This is a genomic window from Priestia sp. P1_B12_1 (assembly GCF_056406695.1).
In genome coordinates, this window is the sequence record NZ_JBFTZR010000002.1 from 20,189 (window position 1) to 38,015 (window position 17,827).

19 protein-coding genes are annotated in these 17,827 nt (G+C 38.4%); 12 read left to right on the forward strand and 7 right to left on the reverse strand.

Going from position 1 to position 17,827, the window contains the following annotated elements:
- The first annotated feature begins 3 nt into the window (after window positions 1–3).
- Window positions 4–309 carry an HNH endonuclease gene (locus tag AC1D0Y_RS05730; RefSeq protein WP_060746445.1) on the forward strand — a complete coding sequence of 102 codons (306 nt, stop codon included), beginning with the start codon at window positions 4–6 and terminating at the stop codon, window positions 307–309.
- 46 nt (window positions 310–355) lie between these two features.
- On the opposite strand, the gene AC1D0Y_RS05735 is transcribed toward AC1D0Y_RS05730, so the two are convergent.
- The 6 genes from AC1D0Y_RS05735 to AC1D0Y_RS05760 form a co-directional block, all read right to left on the reverse strand.
- A complete protein-coding gene (locus tag AC1D0Y_RS05735) occupies window positions 356–574 on the reverse strand; it encodes a spore germination protein (RefSeq protein ID WP_013055353.1) in 219 nt (72 codons plus the stop codon).
- A 60-nt stretch (window positions 575–634) separates the two neighbouring features.
- Complete coding sequence (locus tag AC1D0Y_RS05740; protein WP_060746444.1) at window positions 635–1,066, reverse strand: spore germination protein GerPE; 432 nt, start codon at window positions 1,064–1,066, stop codon at window positions 635–637.
- Between the two features lie 12 nt (window positions 1,067–1,078).
- Window positions 1,079–1,255 carry a hypothetical protein gene (locus AC1D0Y_RS05745; protein WP_013055355.1) on the reverse strand — a complete coding sequence of 59 codons (177 nt, stop codon included), beginning with the start codon at window positions 1,253–1,255 and terminating at the stop codon, window positions 1,079–1,081.
- Window positions 1,252–1,968: a spore germination protein GerPC gene (gene gerPC / locus AC1D0Y_RS05750; RefSeq protein ID WP_028407430.1), complete on the reverse strand. Its 717-nt coding sequence runs from the start codon at window positions 1,966–1,968 to the stop codon at window positions 1,252–1,254. Before gerPC ends, AC1D0Y_RS05745 begins: the two co-directional genes overlap by 4 nt.
- Before the next feature lie 89 nt (window positions 1,969–2,057).
- Window positions 2,058–2,333, reverse strand: a complete 276-nt coding sequence (locus AC1D0Y_RS05755) for a spore germination protein GerPB (RefSeq protein ID WP_016763006.1) — start codon at window positions 2,331–2,333, stop codon at window positions 2,058–2,060.
- Window positions 2,334–2,363: 30 nt separating this feature from the next.
- Window positions 2,364–2,585 (reverse strand): spore germination protein, encoded by a 222-nt coding sequence (locus tag AC1D0Y_RS05760; RefSeq protein WP_013055358.1) that lies wholly within the window; start codon window positions 2,583–2,585, stop codon window positions 2,364–2,366.
- Window positions 2,586–2,783: 198 nt separating this feature from the next.
- Here AC1D0Y_RS05760 and AC1D0Y_RS05765 point away from each other — a divergent pair, with 198 nt between their 5' ends.
- The gene (locus tag AC1D0Y_RS05765; RefSeq protein ID WP_477707374.1) at window positions 2,784–3,956 is read left to right on the forward strand and encodes a DUF418 domain-containing protein; all 1,173 of its coding nucleotides are present in this window, start codon (window positions 2,784–2,786) and stop codon (window positions 3,954–3,956) included.
- Between the two features lie 78 nt (window positions 3,957–4,034).
- On the forward strand, window positions 4,035–4,382 hold the full coding sequence (locus AC1D0Y_RS05770; protein WP_013055360.1) for a DUF1516 family protein: 348 nt from the start codon (window positions 4,035–4,037) through the stop codon (window positions 4,380–4,382).
- 41 nt (window positions 4,383–4,423) lie between these two features.
- On the opposite strand, the gene AC1D0Y_RS05775 is transcribed toward AC1D0Y_RS05770, so the two are convergent.
- Window positions 4,424–4,984: a DUF2777 domain-containing protein gene (locus tag AC1D0Y_RS05775; RefSeq protein WP_016763009.1), complete on the reverse strand. Its 561-nt coding sequence runs from the start codon at window positions 4,982–4,984 to the stop codon at window positions 4,424–4,426.
- Window positions 4,985–5,155: 171 nt separating this feature from the next.
- On the opposite strand from AC1D0Y_RS05775, the gene asnB reads away from it, so the two are divergent.
- The 9 genes from asnB to pruA all read left to right on the forward strand — a co-directional run bounded on the left by asnB (window position 5,156) and on the right by pruA (window position 17,826).
- Window positions 5,156–7,003 carry an asparagine synthase (glutamine-hydrolyzing) gene (asnB, locus tag AC1D0Y_RS05780; RefSeq protein WP_025749930.1) on the forward strand — a complete coding sequence of 616 codons (1,848 nt, stop codon included), beginning with the start codon at window positions 5,156–5,158 and terminating at the stop codon, window positions 7,001–7,003.
- Between the two features lie 315 nt (window positions 7,004–7,318).
- Window positions 7,319–8,851, forward strand: coding sequence for a phytoene desaturase family protein (locus tag AC1D0Y_RS05785; protein WP_060746442.1), 1,533 nt, complete (start codon window positions 7,319–7,321; stop codon window positions 8,849–8,851).
- Complete coding sequence (locus AC1D0Y_RS05790) at window positions 8,848–10,305, forward strand: phytoene desaturase family protein (protein ID WP_028407434.1); 1,458 nt, start codon at window positions 8,848–8,850, stop codon at window positions 10,303–10,305. Before AC1D0Y_RS05785 ends, AC1D0Y_RS05790 begins: the two co-directional genes overlap by 4 nt.
- A 58-nt stretch (window positions 10,306–10,363) precedes the next feature.
- Window positions 10,364–11,212, forward strand: coding sequence for a phytoene/squalene synthase family protein (locus AC1D0Y_RS05795; protein WP_034275479.1), 849 nt, complete (start codon window positions 10,364–10,366; stop codon window positions 11,210–11,212).
- Window positions 11,213–11,397: 185 nt separating this feature from the next.
- Window positions 11,398–11,739 carry a P-II family nitrogen regulator gene (locus AC1D0Y_RS05800; protein WP_025749925.1) on the forward strand — a complete coding sequence of 114 codons (342 nt, stop codon included), beginning with the start codon at window positions 11,398–11,400 and terminating at the stop codon, window positions 11,737–11,739.
- Between the two features lie 37 nt (window positions 11,740–11,776).
- Window positions 11,777–13,177, forward strand: coding sequence for an ammonium transporter (locus AC1D0Y_RS05805; RefSeq protein WP_034275482.1), 1,401 nt, complete (start codon window positions 11,777–11,779; stop codon window positions 13,175–13,177).
- A gap of 148 nt (window positions 13,178–13,325) precedes the next feature.
- Window positions 13,326–14,840: an alpha-amylase family glycosyl hydrolase gene (locus tag AC1D0Y_RS05810; RefSeq protein ID WP_060746441.1), complete on the forward strand. Its 1,515-nt coding sequence runs from the start codon at window positions 13,326–13,328 to the stop codon at window positions 14,838–14,840.
- A 58-nt stretch (window positions 14,841–14,898) separates the two neighbouring features.
- Window positions 14,899–15,933, forward strand: a complete 1,035-nt coding sequence (locus AC1D0Y_RS05815; RefSeq protein ID WP_028407437.1) for a LacI family DNA-binding transcriptional regulator — start codon at window positions 14,899–14,901, stop codon at window positions 15,931–15,933.
- Between the two features lie 345 nt (window positions 15,934–16,278).
- Window positions 16,279–17,826: an L-glutamate gamma-semialdehyde dehydrogenase gene (gene pruA / locus AC1D0Y_RS05820; protein ID WP_060746440.1), complete on the forward strand. Its 1,548-nt coding sequence runs from the start codon at window positions 16,279–16,281 to the stop codon at window positions 17,824–17,826.
- Window position 17,827 lies beyond the last annotated feature (1 nt).

Consider the following 17,827-nt stretch of genomic DNA (forward strand, 5'->3'; position numbering starts at 1 on the left):
TATATGAAGAAAAAAGACAGGCGGATAGGAACATGCGAATTATGCGGAAGGCAGGATATCTTGACGACCGTACATCATTTAACGCCAAAGGAAATGGGCGGAGCGTTTGAACCAACAGCAAACTTATGTATTCCGTGTCATAAACAAATTCATGCGTTATACACAAATGATGAATTAGCCATTCGTCTTAATACGATTTCTTTATTACAAGCTGATTCTAAAATTAGCTCTTTTATTAAATGGATTCGTAAACAGCCTTCTTCTAAATTACCTAAAACCAAGAAATCAAACAGCCGAAAATCCAGGTGAATAAAAAACCCCTTATCCGCTTTAATAGCAAAGATAAGGGGTTTTTTTAAGCATTTGCTGCTATATTTTGATCGAATAAATCTGGATCTAACGTATTTGTTCCTGAAATGCCGTTATTTGTATTAACAAAGTTACCTGTATTTAAGGAACCAGAGCCTGAGGCTGTTTTAGCAGCGCTTTTTGGAGAGACGTAGAACGTATCTCCAAACGTTACGACACCGCCTCCGACGCTCGTGATACTAACGGGTCCGATTATTGCTGGCATGAGGTTCACACCCTTTTTTTCATGATATTAGTTTAGTATATGAGCCGTTTCTTAAAAGGTTCACTCACTGCCGCTAGGTGCTGAGGCAGCTTTTTTCGATGTTCCGGCTTCAGCTTCCTTTGAAGGTTCATCGTTGATCAGTTCCCGAATATGCTTAATGCGGGCTTCTGCATAAACATTGCACGTTGATCCAATATGAATAACTGATGAGAATGAGCACCCTTTTATATCAATTCTGTTAACGCGGATCAAAGGTATTTCATTCCATGTTTGAACGGGAATAGGTTCATAATCGCCATGAGGAATAGGCTCATTAAAGATAGCGTAATCATCAAAGTTTCCTTCTCGACCGTAGAAAAACGGATACTGTCTCCGATCGGCTAAAGCTTTATTAAGTAGATGAATTTCTGTTGAATCACCAATTTGGCAAAAGGAGCTCGCCGACAAGGAATTAATTTCTATATAATTAACAGAAGATGTGCGTGAAAGCATACGTAAGCTCCTTTATGATAACGATAGTGGAACATAAGGTCCGATAATCAACGATTCAGCCGGCGTATCAAATGTTGAGGATAGAGAGATGTAATTGGCATCACCAATTAAAAAAAGAGAAGAAGAAGATACGCCTGTAATACTAACGTCTCCAACAAGCAATTCGCGGTTTACAACGTTAAAGTTCATGAAGGGGGTCCACCTTTCTTTAAAGATTCAGGTAAATACGTTAAAAATGCGTCAATTCCTTTTTTCATATCTTCATAAAGTTTACCGATAATTTGAGGTTTAATTTGTTCAAAATTTCGTTCCATTTCTTCCGGCTGAACTTGCTGTATATAAAAAGTAATCCGCTGCTGCAGCTGCTTTTTAATATCTTCTAAAATAAACTCGTAGTACGATTCATCAATCATCATCGAGCGCTCATCAAGCACATGTTGAACCATAGAAAATCCATATTGATTAAGTTCAGCTAAAATCGTTTCGTGGATATCAGAGACCCACTGTTTTTCTAGCTGGCGGTTCAACGGTTTTAAGCTAGGATTTTGTGGTCCAGGACCTCCGGGTTGTCCCGGCTGCTCACCTTGAGGCGGCTGCCCCTGTGGCTGAGCTCCTTGCGAAAACGTTACTTCTGGTTTCTCATTGATAATGATATCTTCTAAATTATCAGGTGTAAGAGGGTTTAATCCAATATTTAATGTTCCATCTAAAGAATCGATTTTTAACTGTTCAAATTTATATTCAATTTTATCAATTTTAATAGGTGGCTGTTCACCTAACTCTTTTATTTTTTTCTGAAGTTCTTGTACGTTTTTTTCAAGTTGAGCAATGCGTTCTTCTTGCTGCTGAATATACGAAGACATTTGCTGAACATACTGATGTACCTGCTGAATATAGTCCATGTTATCCACCTTCAATCACCTCAATTCCCTTATCTTCTGATAAAGAAAATAGTTATATATATACATATGGCGATGAAGGTTGTAACATGTCAGTCGTTGTCTCGAACTGGGGGAGTTAACGACTGTGAGAAAGGAGCTGGGGCAGTGCCCGCACCGGTTCCGGGAGTAAAGGTAGAAGGAGAAACAGATCCAAGAATGCCTTTTTTTGTTTCAGTAGGTGCAGCGCCTGTAAACCCTCCTGTATTAAAAAGATTTGAGTTTGGTTTAATAACACCTACGCTTCCAATTTGAAGTACTGAAGAGTTACTTACGGCACTGATTTTCATACTTTGAATACAGATACTTTGATTCACGTAAAAGTTCATAAGCATCCTCCTGTATGAGCTTCATTTCTATTATAGATTTCCAGCAACATTTTGGTCATTTACATCATTGTCTGACGTATTGGTTGAGCTCTGCTGATTCACAACATATAATCCGTCGCCTGTATTAAACGAACCTGCGCCAGCAAATGTTTTAGCAGTGGAAATAGGGGCTATTGTATAAACATCTCCAATATGAAAGACGCTGGCTGAACCAACACTGTTAAGATTAACAACACCAACAATGGCAGGCATAGGCAAACACCCTTTTAATTTAGTCTAGTAACAGCATATGAAGCCTAGACAAAAAGGTGATTAATGCTTTTTCTTTATCTATATGCAGGTAGGAAGCAAAACATTAAAGAGAGGAATGGAAATAGTAAACATTGAAGAAAAACTTTTGCGTTCGATATAATGTGAAAGCAATAATGAAATAATGTAAGGTGTGAAAGAATGAAACGTTTCAAAATGAACGCAGCTGATAAAGAACAGCGCATTGAGGCAGCAGATGTATTAAAAGGAATCGCGCTTATTGGTATTTTGCTCATAAACATGCCGGATTTTTATTCACCTGCTTCCTATTACGACCATAATTTGTTGGACGGTTCAAGAATGAATTATGTTGCTAATGGATTAGTTGATATAATAGTAGGGCAGACAGGGTACGCGCTGCTCGCTATTTTGTTTGGATTTGGTTTTATGAAAATGTTCCAGCGTACATACGAAAGGCAAGTAAGCTTTACTCCTTTTTATGTACGAAGAATCACAGCTTTGCTTCTTGTTGGTGCTATTCATGCTTTATTTATTTGGCACGGTGATATGATTGTGATGTACAGCTTCTTTGCTTTGATCATGCTATTTTTTCAAGAAGCAAAGAAAGAAGTGTTATTAGCGTGGGGAACCGGAATATTTAGCATTTATGCTGTGATTATGATTGTTATTTTAACAGTAGCGGCTTTTGTTAACGAAGGAGAGACAGCAGCGGGAATTCACCAGCCTATTATTGACCAAGCGCTTCAAGTATATGGACACGGAAGTTTTGCGTCAATCTTTCATCAGCGCTTGCTTGATTGGTACTACGCGTATAATTTAAATACGGTTCCTTTTCTGTTTTTATCGCTATTTCCACTGTTTTTATTAGGCGGTTTTATGGCAAAAAGCGAGTGGTTCGAAGAAATAGAAGAATATATAGTGGAGACAAAGTGGCTTTGTCTTATTTCATTCATCGTGTATGCAGCATCATCCGTATTGCCGTATGTTTTAGATCACAATGTAGCGACATCGTATATTCACGATACAATCGGAGGAACGGCAGGAGCAATTTTTATTGTAACGTTGGTCACATTAGCTATGCGAAGTGTATCGGTTCAAAAAGTCATGCAGCCATTTGCCCTTTTGGGGAGAATGATTTTAACTAATTATATTGTCCAGTCCATTGTATGCACATTTCTTTTTTACTCATATGGGTTAGGATACTACGGACATATTTCAATTGTAGAAGGTTTGGCTATTGCGGGGATTATCATTTTTATTCAACTGCTGGGAAGCCGGATATGGATGAGCCTATTTTCAGATGGACCCCTTGAAAAACTCATTCGGTATGCTACTTATGGAAGCAGCCGCTAAAAATCCTTTTCTTTCCTTCTATTATTGGTGAAGGAAAGGTTTTCATGATATGATATTTTCAGAAAGGACGTGAGATGAATGGCTCCACTACATATTCATGTAACGCTTTGGACATTATTAATTATTTCGTTTGTGGTTTCGTTGATTTTACATCGAGCAGGTAAAGCTAAAGGTCAAAAAATCCTACATATGGTGGCGAGACTCCTATACTTATTAGTATTAGTATCAGGTCTGCATATGTTAGCAGCTTGGTACCATTTTCAAGGCGCAGCGCTCATTAAAGGAATTGCCGGAGTGTTAGTGCTTGTGGGAATGGAAATGGTACTTGTTCGTACTGAAAAAAGAAAGCGTACAGGCGTTGCTTGGGCAGTTCTTGTAATTGCGCTTATCTTAGTATTCTATTACGGATATGTCGTACTAGGATAAGAAAAAAGCTATCTTGGATAAGATAGCTTTTTTCTTTTGCTTTAATCTAAAAAAAGATTCATTGAACGTTCTCCATCATTAACGGTATATTCAAATCGATCTAGGTGATGCGTGCCTCGTTCGAATAAATGCTGAACGGCACAAATTTTCTCCTCATTGTCATAAATGATAAAATTAGCACCTTTTGTATCACCGTCTGTCGGTAAAAAACATAATGTGTTGTGACAGTAAATACAATCATAAAGAGAGAATTTTAATGAATTTAAGTGCTGAGTGAATGATAAAAAGGTCTCTTTCGGTAGCGATTGAAGAAGCTGTTCGTATGCATAAGGTAGCTTTTTAGTCAGTCTTAGCTTATCCCCATTTCGCAATAAATACGTTCCATCGTGAAGCTTTATTTGACGGTCATCAACCATAATGGCTTTTTCCCAGCGTGTATCAATAAGAAGTTCTAATGTATCATCCATTACTTCATGGAGCATGGAAGCTTCGTCACTTTCATCTTCAAAGAAAATCCACTGTGAATCAACACATTCAACCGTACCAATCACGAAGGAACGCGGCTGATTGTTCAGAGCTTGTTGTTTAGAATAATGAGTCATAATCAAACCTCCGTGTGAAATTTATCCATATTTTTTTATTGCCTAAAAAAGCTCTCTTTATAACTCGAAAGTGAAAATAAAATATAAGGACAATTCAACTGTAACTATTGCGTGCATACAATGGCATTATTTCATTCATAAACAAGAGCGTGAAAGAAAGGATGATAAACGATGTGTGGTATAACGGGTTGGGTCGACTTAAAGCGATCGCTTTTAAATGAAACAGCAACAATAACAAAAATGGCTGACACTTTATCGAAAAGAGGTCCTGATGACACCAACGTATGGACACAGCAGCATGTTGCTTTTGGGCACAAACGCTTAGTTGTAGTAGATCCTCAAGGCGGAAGACAGCCCATGACAAGAGAAAAAAATGAACAGCTCTATACGCTTTGCTATAATGGAGAGCTTTACAACACGGAAGATATTCGGAAAGAATTACTAAAAAGAGGTTATCAATTTCAGGGACATTCAGATACGGAAGTACTTCTAACATCTTATATAGAATGGAAAGAATCATGCGTAGATCATTTTAACGGTATCTTTGCTTTTTCAATCTGGGATGAAGCCAATGAAAAGTTATTTATAGCACGCGACAGAATGGGAGTGAAGCCCTTATTCTATCGATCTTATGAAGGTGGAATTCAATTTGCATCGGAGTTAAAAGCGATATTAGCTCATCCTGAGGTGAAAGCGGAAGTAGGATTAGATGGATTAGCAGAAGTGTTTGGCTTAGGACCTTCTCGTTCTCCCGGCCACGGGGTATTTAAAGAAATAAATGAATTGCGCCCGGCTCACGCGCTCACGCTTACTCGTAACGGGTTGAAAATTTGGCGATACTGGAACGTGAAAAGTGAGCAGCATACAGATGATTTAGGTGAAACTACAGAAAAAGTTAAATTTTTAGTGCAAGACGCGATTGTAAGACAGCTAGTGTCGGATGTCCCGGTTTGTACATTTTTATCAGGTGGAGTAGATTCAAGCGCTATTACAGCAATTGCTGCAAATGCGTTCAAAGAAAGCGGCAAGGGCTCTCTTCATACGTATTCTATCGATTATGAAGACAATGATAAATTTTTTAAAGCAAATGAGTTTCAGCCAAATTCTGATGGAACTTATATCAAGCTCATGTCGGATACGTTTCAAACAAATCATCACCGCTGCATTATTTCAACGGAGGACCTTGTGCAGCATTTAACAGAGGCTGTAGAGGTGAGAGACCTTCCTGGAATGGCTGATGTAGATTCATCGCTGCTTTGGTTTTGCCGTGAAATCAAACAAGATTTTGTCGTGAGCTTATCAGGAGAATGTGCGGATGAAATTTTTGGCGGATATCCGTGGTTTCACCGAAAACATGATTTGTCTTCGGATACCTTCCCGTGGATGCGTTCATTAGATGCTCGAATTGATTTGCTGCAAAGCTCATGGAGAAAGAAATTACAGTTAGAAGATTATGTGCGTGCAAGATATGAAGAAACATTAAAGGAAGTGCCTGAATTAGAGGGTGAATCGTTAGAAGATGCGCAGCGGAGAAAGCTGTTTTATTTAAATCAGATTTGGTTTATGACAACTTTATTAGATCGTAAAGATCGTATGAGCATGGGCGCGAGCTTAGAAGTACGCGTACCTTTTGCAGATCATCGCCTTGTGGAATATGCATGGAATATTCCGTGGGAGATGAAAATGACGGGCAATAAAGAGAAGGGGATTTTACGAAAAGCGCTTGAAGGAATTTTGCCTCATGACGTTCTTTATCGCAAGAAAAGCCCTTATCCTAAAACGCATAACCCAGCTTATACAAAAGCTGTAACTGTATGGCTTCAATCTCTTTTACAAGATAAACAGTCACCTCTTCATGAATTTTTTGATAAGCAGCAGTTAAAGCATATTATTGATACAGGCGGAGAAGGATTTAAAGCACCGTGGTTTGGTCAATTAATGACAGGACCCCAGCTGCTAGCTCATCTAGCTCAAATTCACGTCTGGTTTACTCACAATAATATTCAAATTGTGGAATGACAGGACCCTCTCAGTACAGAGGGTTTTTTTTATGAAATAAGTCATCTGTTTCTCTTTTTTGTACGTTTAACTAGAGAAGAAGACCGCAGTCTATTTTTGTATAACTTTACATAGATATAAAATAAAAGCTTGAAAGCACCGAATAAAGGGAAAGTGTACTGAAACCCTGGAAAAATGGTACAAACGTCATATTTTAATGGTTTAGTTATTGGTAATTTTATGATTCGAATAAAGACAAGCAGTTTATCGTTGTGTTTAATAATAAAGCTTTGTATAATGTTTGTATAACTATTGTATAGGATTAGGAGTGTATGTATGCAAAAAAACGTAATCGTGATTGGAGCAGGTCCAGGAGGACTAGCGGCAGCGATGCTGTTAGCAAGTCATGGCTATAAAGTAGATGTATATGAAAAGCAAGGATACGTGGGCGGGCGAAATTCAGCGATTAAAATGTCGGGTTATACGTTTGATATGGGTCCTACATTTTTGAGCATGCCACAGATTTTTGAAGAATTATTTCAAGCTGCTAATCGCAATGCGCATGATTATATGGACTTAAAACGTCTAAATCTCATGTATGAGCTTATTTTCGATGATGCGCAGATTCAGATGACGGATAATCATAAAAAGATGAAAGAAGAAATCGAACGTTTATACCCAGGAAACGGAGAAGGCTATGAACGCTTTATGAAAGACACCGAAGCGAAGATGGCGGCTTTGCTGCCTTTATTGCAGGGCGAGATGGATCGTTTTCATCACTATTTAAAGCCTGAAGCAATTCGAGCACTGCCGCATTTATCCTTAGGTAAAACGCTCTATGATGTACTTGGCAAGTATTTCACTGATGAGAAATTGAAATTAGCTTTTACTTTTCAATCGAAGTACTTGGGAATGTCCCCTTGGGAATGTCCAGGAGCCTTTTCTATTTTATCGTTTATGGAACACGCTTACGGTATCTTCCATCCAATAGGAGGAGTAAACCAACTATCTCAAGCAATGGCAAAAGTAGTGGAAGAACATCAAGGGCACATCCACTTAAACCAAGGTGTCCAAAAACTATGGATTGAAAATAAGAGAGTAAAAGGAATTATTCTAGAAAATGGAGAGCGAATAGGGGCAGACGACGTCATTATCAATGGAGATTTTGCTCATGCCATGACGAATTTAATAGATGAAGGTACCCTTAAAAAATATGCAGTTAAAAAACTTGAAAAGAAAAAATACTCTTGTTCTACTTTCATGATTTATCTAGGCATAGACAAACAGTACAAAGACCTGCCTCATCACACGATTGTGTTCGCTGAAGATTATAAAAAAAATGTAGAAGAAATTACGAAAACGCTAGCTCTTTCAGAAGACCCTTCTATCTACATTCAAAACCCTGTGGTAACGGACCCAACTTTAGCACCGGAAGGAAAGTCTGCTCTTTATATTTTAGCGCCGGTTCCAAATAATTTCAGTGGTGTAAACTGGGATGAAAAACAAAAAGATTTCCGGAATGCAGTATTAAAAATTGTAGAACAGAAAACGGGTTTCAAAGATTTAGAGAGTCATATTGAAGTTGAAAAAATCATTTCACCAAAGCAGTGGGAAGAAGACGTGCTGGTCTATAAAGGAGCGACATTTAACCTTGGACATCAGCTCACTCAAATGATGGTGCTGCGTCCGCATAATAAATTTGAAGAATTAGAAAACTGCTGGCTAGTTGGAGGAGGAACTCATCCAGGAAGCGGTCTACCAACTATTCTGGAATCATCTCGCATTACGACAAAGCTCATCTTAAAAAGAGACGGACAATTACTGAATGAGCCGTTTAAAACCATGAAGGAAATGGAGAGTGCATTATGAGAACAGCAATTGTTGGAGGCGGCATAGGCGGTTTGATTACCGCTTTGTTATTAAGCAAACGAGGATTTTCTGTTGATATTTTCGAAAAAGAAAACAAGCTGGGCGGCCGGCTGGCGTTTGTAGAAAAAGACGGTTATAAAATTGATGAAGGTCCCACGATTGTCTTACTGCCTTTAATGCTTGAACGTATTTTAGATGAAGCAGGCATTTCTGCTTCTCAATATGAACTAATACGCTGTGATCCACTTTATGATATTCATTTTCCAGACGGTACGACCTATACAAAAAAAGCGACTGAAAAAGATCAGTTAGAGGAAATTAGCCGTTTGTTTCCAGGTGAAGAGCAAAACTACCGGCGTTTTATGACTGAATTAAAAAAGCGATTTGAATTAGGAAGTAAGGCATTTTTGGAAAAAACATTTGTAAATAAACGAGATTTTTGGACATGGCAAAACATCAAGGCATTAAAAAAAATGAATGCAAATAAATCAATGAGAAAATTTGTTTCAACGTATTTCCATGATGAACGTCTAGTAGATGCCTATTCCCTGCAATCTCTCTATATTGGGGGAAATCCTTATTCGGCGCCAGCTATTTATTCCCTTGTTCCTTACAGTGAGCATGCTCATGGCATCTATTACGTAAAAGGCGGATACGCAAGTCTTGTGCCACTTCTTGAAAAGGCGCTGATAGAGCAAGGTGTAAACATTCATTTGAATAAGGCGGTTCAAGAGCTTTCTATATCAGGAGACAAAACGGAAGGGGTTATTGTTGACGAAAAACTTTATCCATTTGATCAAGTTGTTTTAAATGGCGACTTTCCTAATATGGCGAAAATTGCTCGAAAAAAAGAAAAGAAGTATGTGCCTTCGTCCAGCTGTCTCCTCCTTTATCTTGGTTTGAAGAGAAAATATGATCATCACAATGTGCATCAATACTTTATGGGCAATGATTTAGCTAAACATATGGAAGCAGTGTTTAAGCATAAAACGATTCCTGAAGATCCCGCTGTTTATACATTTAATCCCTCTGTTATTGATCCATCGTTAGCCCCTGAAGGGAAAAGTGTGCTATATGCACTTATACCGGTTCCATCAGGCGGCCACATTGATTGGAGCAATCAGCAAGATTTTGTTGATGGAATCATTCGAACTTTAGAAGAAAAAGGGTTTGAAGAGCTTCGTAAAGAAATAGAGTGGGTAAAAGTACGCACGCCAAATGATGCTCAAGCATTTGGACTTTACGAAGGAGGAAGCTTTGGTATTGCTCCTGAGCTGTTTCAATCGGGCGTATTCAGACCCCAGTACCAGCCGTACGAATATAAAAATGTTTTTGCGGTCGGAGCATCTATTCATCCAGGCGGAGGCGTGCCAATTGTTATGCAAGGAGCAAAAATGTTAGCTGATCATCTTATTGAACAATCATCTGTTCAAACGGTTGCAAAGCTTTCTTAAGATCTTGTAAGCCATAAGGAAAAGATGGTTTGTCCTTTAATAGAGAAAGGGGTCCTATATGATGAACATTTCGTTAGACAAAGCGTACAATCAGTGTGAAGAAATTATTAAAGAAAACTCAAAAACGTTTTACAAAGCTTTTTCCATGCTGCCGTCAAAACAAAGAAAGGCAGTATGGGCAGTATATGCATTTTGCCGTCAAGTCGATGATATTGTAGATGAAGGATGCAACCCTGAAATAGAGCTGCAGCAATTTGAATCAGAATTTGTCCGATTTAAAAATGGAGAACTATTGAACGAAAGCGCCATGTGGGTAGCTCTGCGCAATGTATTTGAACAATATGAGATGAATGTTCAAGCGTTTGATGATATGATTACCGGCCAGAGAATGGATTTAGTAAAAAAAGAATACGATACGCTTGATGAAGTGAAAACATACTCTTATCATGTAGCGAGTACGGTAGGGTTAATGCTTTTACCGATTTTAGCTCCAACTACTCATAAAGAATTAGAAGAAGAAGCAGTTGCATTAGGTATTGCAATGCAGCTGACCAACATTTTAAGAGACGTTGGGGAAGACTTAGAGCGAGGGCGCATTTATTTACCGAAAGACCTTATGAATTCTTACGGATACACGCGCATGCTATTAGAGAACCGGTGGGTCACTTCTGAATTTATAGAGATGTGGGAGCACCTGGCCAAAGAAGCGGAGATGTATTATATAAAAGGACTTCAGTCGATTCATAAATATCCGGTCGCTTCTCGTTTGCCTCTTACAGGAGCGGCGCATTTATACCGAGCGATTCTTGATAAAATTCGAAAAGAAAATTATGACGTATTTACAGAAAAGCACTTTGTCACAAGTCAAGTAAAAAAGAAAATTATGACATCTATTTCTACGGGGTAACGCAAAGGAATTACTTTTCCTTTGCGTTACTTTTTTTTGAAAAGATATGAAAGCGTTAACTATTATGTAAATAAGAAAAAAGTCTCATTTTTATCACATATTAAATTGAATATTCAGAAAATTATCTATATGATAATATACATAACATTAAATGTTAATAAAACTAACATGGAAGAGGGGTTACGATGAAAAAAGTAGAAGCCATCATTCGTCCAGAAAAATTTCAAGCACTGCGCGTAAAATTAGAGGAAGTAGGAATAAACGGATTAACGGTCTCAGAAGTAGCAGGATGCGGTCAGCAAAAAGGAGAGCAGGGACTGTTCAGGGGACAAAGTTTTGAAATCAAACTAGTACCTAAAGTGAAGGTAGAAATGATTTTAGAAACAGAACAAGTTGATGAAGTCATTAAGATCATTCAATCAATTTGTTCCACTAATCAAATAGGCGACGGAAAGGTTTTTGTATATCCGGTAGAGGATGCTGTACGAATTAGAACAGGAGAAGCAGGTGTAGAGGCTATTTTATAAAAAGAGAGTGTTATTTTAATAGAGGGGGAGTTAAGCGTTGAAAAAGAAAATTAGTGCGGCTTTGTTTGTTAGTTTGTTGGCGGCAACACGCGTTAATGCGGCTGACCCAACTGTTGAATCAGTCAGCGCATCAATTGACATGATGTGGGTAATGTTTGGGGCAGTACTTGTGTTTTTAATGCACGCAGGGTTTGCGATGGTTGAAACAGGCTTCACTCGTTCGAAAAATTCGCTTAATATCTTAATGAAAAATATGCTAACGGTAGCTGTGTCTTCCGTCTTGTATTTTGTGGTTGGTTTTGCGCTCATGTTTGGAAATTCTAAAGGAGGATTTATCGGTTCGAGCGGTTTCTTTTTAAATGGAGAAAGCGATCAAATGAGCTTTTTTGTCTTTCAAATTGTTTTCGCAGCAACATGCGCTACGATTATTTCAGGAGCGGTAGCAGAACGTATGAAATTATCGAGCTATATGATGCTAACAATTGCTATGGTAGCTGTTATTTATCCAGTTGTAGGTCACTGGGTGTGGGGAGGAGGATGGTTGTCTAAACTAGGCTTCGTAGATTTTGCAGGGTCGACAGTTGTTCATTTGACTGGAGCTCTTGGTGCGGCTGTAGCAGTTACTTTTCTAGGAGCACGTCTTGGAAAGTATGGAAGCGATGGAAAAGTCAATGCTATTCAAGGACATAATATTCCACTTGGCGCATTAGGTGTATTTATCCTCTGGTTTGGCTGGTTTGGATTTAATGGAGGAAGTACATTAGCAGCGGATCCTGCCCTTGTACCAGGAATCATCGCAACTACATTAATGTCTGGGTCATGCGGAGTCCTGTCTTCTGCTTTATATACAAAGTTTCGCTACAAGCGTATTGACGCTAGCTTAACATTAAACGGTGCTTTAGCTGGACTTGTAGGAATTACAGCTGGAACAGCAAACGTATCGATTCCAGGTGCAATCGTCATTGGGCTAATTGCAGGAATTATTCTAGTAGAAGCTGTGCATTTTATCGATAGCAAAATGAAGTTAGATGATCCAGTTGGTGCTATTACTGTTCATGGAATTTGCGGTATTTGGGGGACGTTAGCAGTGGGGCTGTTTGATACGGCTAATGGTTTATTTTATGGCGGAGGCGTACAGCTATTAGGTATTCAAGCTCTTGGAATCATAGCTGTGATGGGCTGGACAATTGGAACGGTTGGGTTATTCTTATTTGTTCTCACGCGTTTTTCTTCTATTCGAGTATCAAGCGAAGAAGAAATTGCTGGTTTAGATTTTGCTGAACACGGTTCATCCGCATACGAATTTCGTGAAAGTTTCGTAGCGACAGGAGATGGTAACCTTCATCCAGAATTTGGTGTTGGATTGATTGATCGATTAAATAAAGTTGGTAAAGTATCGGATAAGCCTCATATCTCGAACGTAAATGAGACGGTATAGCAGTATATAGATGAAAAAAGTGATTAAAAGTAAAAACTTTTAATCACTTTTTTTGTTTTTATCAACTTATTTAACAATAATGTAAGCGTTAACGTTATAATGGAAACAAAAGTGAGTTTGAAACAGTTCGTCTATAGGAGGGGAATAGATGAAATGGAAAAGGATAAGTATGCTGCTTATACTATTATTGCTTTTTGGAAGCAGTGCCTCAGCGCAAGATCATAAAGATATACGTGATGAGGTAATATACTCATTGATGATCAACCGTTTTTATAACGGAAGTGAACAGAATGATCGAAATGTTAACTATGAACGTTCAGATGCCTATTATGGAGGCGATTTACAGGGAACAGCACAAAAGTTAGACTATATTCAAGAGATGGGGTTTACCGCTGTTTTATTAACTCCTTTTATGGAAAATGATGAGACAGGCTATCATGGATATGCGGTGACCAACCATTATAAAATAGACGATCATTTTGGAACGTTAAAAGACTTACAAAATCTTGTGAAGAAAGCACATGAGCGCAATATAAAAATTATGGTCGAATTTCCTTTGACAATCAGTAACAATCATTCTTGGGTAGCAGATAAAGAAAAACAAACATGGATAAGTAATGAATCCGGTACAGATAACGAAGTAATTAAAGCATTGCCTCACCTTAATTTAAAAGAAAGCGCTGTGCAGAAATACCTTATTAAAAATGCTGCTTGGTGGAGCAAACAAGCAGATATTGACGGATATTACGTTAAAGATATCGATCAAGCTCCTTCTGCATTTATTTCATCCTTTTCTAAGACGCTAAAAAGTATGAATCCTTCTTTTCTATTAATAGGAGAAATAAACGGGCAACCATTTAAAAAAAATGAGCAGGCTGATTCGTTAGGAGTAGATTTGCTTGTAGATAGAACGCTAGCCGAAGCCACTGCTGCTACATTTAGCGGTACTAATCGTCCGCAGAAAATGTTGTATGACAAGTGGAGGAAAGGAAGTAATCAGCCTTTAGCCAATTTTTTAGATGATGTTCATAGCACACGTTTTACAGCACAAGCATTGAAGAGTGAAAATCATCCTGGAGCCCGAACAAAGCAAGGGCTTTCGTATCTTTATACTTCGCCGAGTGTACCAATCGTTTTTTATGGAACGGAAATTGCGCTGAATGGGGGAAAGGGAGCAGAAAATTATGGGATGATGAATTTTTTAGCTAATCCCGATATTATAGATCATTTAAAAAAACTGGCTGAACTTAGAGCAAAGTCGCCTTCTCTTCGAAAAGGAAGCTTTACCCTTGTGTCTGAGCAAAAAGGTGTGGCTGTATACAAGAGAAGGTATAAGGACGAAACGACGTTTGTTGTGATTAATAATACAAAGGAAACGTCGGACATTAATGTCCCGCTCAAAAAAGTTGGAAAAGAAAATGAACTAAGAGGGTTAATAACGGAAGGAATTATACGACCCGTTGACGATGTATACAACATTTCATTGGAGCCTGAGACCACAAATGTATATAAAGTAGTGAAAAAGTCAGGGTTTAATATTGGATATATCGCAGCGGTTGCTGCTGTTTATACGGGATTTGGCATCTTTTTGTACAAAGCATCTTCAAAAAGAAGAAAAGAAAAGAAAATTTCTCAATCACGTAAAAAGGACAGCGCGTCGTAGTTGTCAAATTATAATTGGATAAGTATTAATGAAGAAAACATAATTAAGAGGTGGAATTATGGGTGTAACAATAAAAGATGTGGCAAATTTAGCAAATGTAGCCCCTTCGACGGTATCTCGCGTCATTGCAGACAGCTCAAGAATTAGTGAAAAAACAAAACAGCGCGTGCGATCGGCTATGAAAGAACTTGGTTATCACCCAAATATTATTGCGCGAAGTCTAGCAAATCAAACGACAGAGGCAGTCGGCCTAGTGATGCCGAGCTCAGCAGACAAGGTGTTTCAAAATCCATTCTTTCCCGAAGTGCTAAGAGGAATCAGCACCGGAGCTCACGAAAACAAAAGAGCGATTTATATGTCCACTGGAGAAACGGAAGAAGAGATTTTTGCAGAAGTTGTTCAAATGGTACAGGGAAGACGAGTGGATGGATTAATTTTGCTGTACTCCAAAGTTGATGATCAAGTACTTTCTTATTTGCAAGAACAGAGCGTGCCGTTTGTAGTTATTGGAAAGCCGTTTAAACATAGTGAAAGCATCACGTTTGTTGATAATGATAATTTTAAAGCTGGAAAAGAAGCGACGGAATATTTAATTGAATCTGGACATGAGCGTATTGCGTTTATTGGCGGAAGTCTTGAATTAGTCGTTACCATTGACCGTTTAACAGGCTATGATAAAGCGATTCAAAAAGCAAACATTCCTTACCGGGACGAGTATGTAATTCATGAAGAATTTCTACAGAAGGGAGGAAAAGAAGCTGTTTGCGAACTTTTATCTCTAAAAGAACGTCCAACGGCTCTGGTAGTAGCGGACGATCTAATGGCATTAGGCGTTTTAAATACATTGGATGAACTGGGAATTTCGGTTCCTGAAGACATTTCGATTGTCAGTTTTAATAATGTTTTGATCGCCGAAATGGCTAGGCCTGCTCTCACATCTATTGATATTAATATTTTTGAACTTGGTTATCAGGCTGTACGCTGTTTGATTAAGCAGATTGAAACGCCATATGCTGTTGCAGAACAAGTGCGCGTTCCTCACAAAATGATTGAAAGACAATCCTGTAAAACCATTCAAATGACGAAGAGATAACTTTATAAACAAATAGAAAGAGGCTGGGACAAAAGTATTGTAGTTGAAGGAAGATCCGAACGAGTTTGATTCTTGATGGAGAATCAAACTTGTTCGGATTTTTTCGTTTTTAGATTGGATTGATTTAGGTATGTCTCAATATATTTTCTGTGCCAAAGATATTGGCGTTTAAAGTGCAAAAAAAATACACTCGTGCCAATTATTTTTTCCTGTATTAAAAAGAAAGAATAATATAAGTGGTGAAAACCTTGATGGCAAATAGGCTGTAAAGTTTTATTAAAAGTTGGCACGCTATTTGCATAACTATAAAGTAAACAAAGATTTGCATACTAGGAGGTATATATCATGGTAGTTTCTTATTCTCATGAACCATTTACAAATTTTAAGGACGAAAACAATAAAAAGGCATTTCAAGAAGCATTAACATATGTAAATACACAGCTTGGCAAAACGTACCCGCTTGTGATCGATGGTGAAAAAGTGGAAACTGAAGAGAAAATTACGTCTGTTAACCCAGCGAATATAAAAGAAGTGATTGGATATGTCTCTACAGTAAATAAAGACTTAGCAGAGCAAGCGATGCAGTCAGCTTTAAAAGCTTTTGAAACGTGGAAAAAATGGAAAGTAGAACATCGAGCAGATATTCTTTTTCGTGCAGCGGCCATCATCCGTCGCAGAAAGCATGAATTTTCTAGTTATCTTGTAAAAGAAGCAGGAAAGCCTTGGAACGAAGCAGATGCTGATACAGCAGAAGCAATTGATTTTTTAGAGTACTATGCACGTCAAGTCCTGACGTTAAAAGATGGTTCTCCAGTACAGAGTCGAGACGGTGAGTATAATCAGTACAATTATATTCCACTTGGCGTAGGTATTATTATTTCACCCTTTAACTTCCCGTTAGCTATCATGGCTGGAACAGCAGTAGCAGCTATCGTAACAGGCAACACGATTTTATTAAAGCCAGCTGATGCCACTCCTGTAGTAGCAGCGAAATTTGTAGAAGTAATGGAAGAAGCAGGTTTACCGAAAGGCGTATTAAACTTTATTCCTGGTGCTACACCTGAAATCGGTGACTATTTAGTTGAACATCCAAAAACACGTTTTGTTTCATTTACCGGCTCGCGAGCAGTAGGTTGCCGCATTTATGAAAGAGCAGCAAAAGTACAGCCGGGCCAAAAATGGCTAAAACGCGTTATTGCTGAAATGGGCGGAAAAGATACGATGGTTGTAGACAAAGATGCGGATCTGGATTTAGCTGCTTCTTCAATTGTATACTCTGCATTTGGTTTTGCAGGGCAAAAGTGCTCCGCTGGTTCTCGTGCTGTTGTGCATCAAGATGTGTATGATGAAGTGCTTGAAAAAGCAGTTGCGCTAACAAAAACATTAACCGTTGGAAACCCAGAAGAAGTTTCAACTTATATGGGACCTGTTATTCATGAGGCGTCGTATAACAAAGTATTATCGTATATTGAAATTGGAAAAGAAGAAGGACGGCTTGTTGCGGGAGGAGAAGCAGACAATTCAACTGGATACTTTATTCAGCCAACTATTTTTGCGGATGTAGATGAAAAAGCTCGTCTCATGCAAGAAGAAATTTTTGGTCCGGTAGTAGCATTCTCTAAAGCGCGAGATTTTGATCATATGATGGAGATTGCAAACAATACAGAATATGCATTAACAGGCGCTTTATTATCAAACAACCGCGAGCATATTGAGCGCGCCCGTGAAGAGTTCCATGTTGGAAATCTGTATTTTAACAGAGGATGTACAGGAGCGATTGTTGGTTACCAGCCTTTTGGCGGATTTAATATGTCAGGAACGGATTCAAAAGCAGGCGGACCGGATTATCTTGTTCTTCACATGCAAGCAAAAACAACATCTGAAACATTCTAAT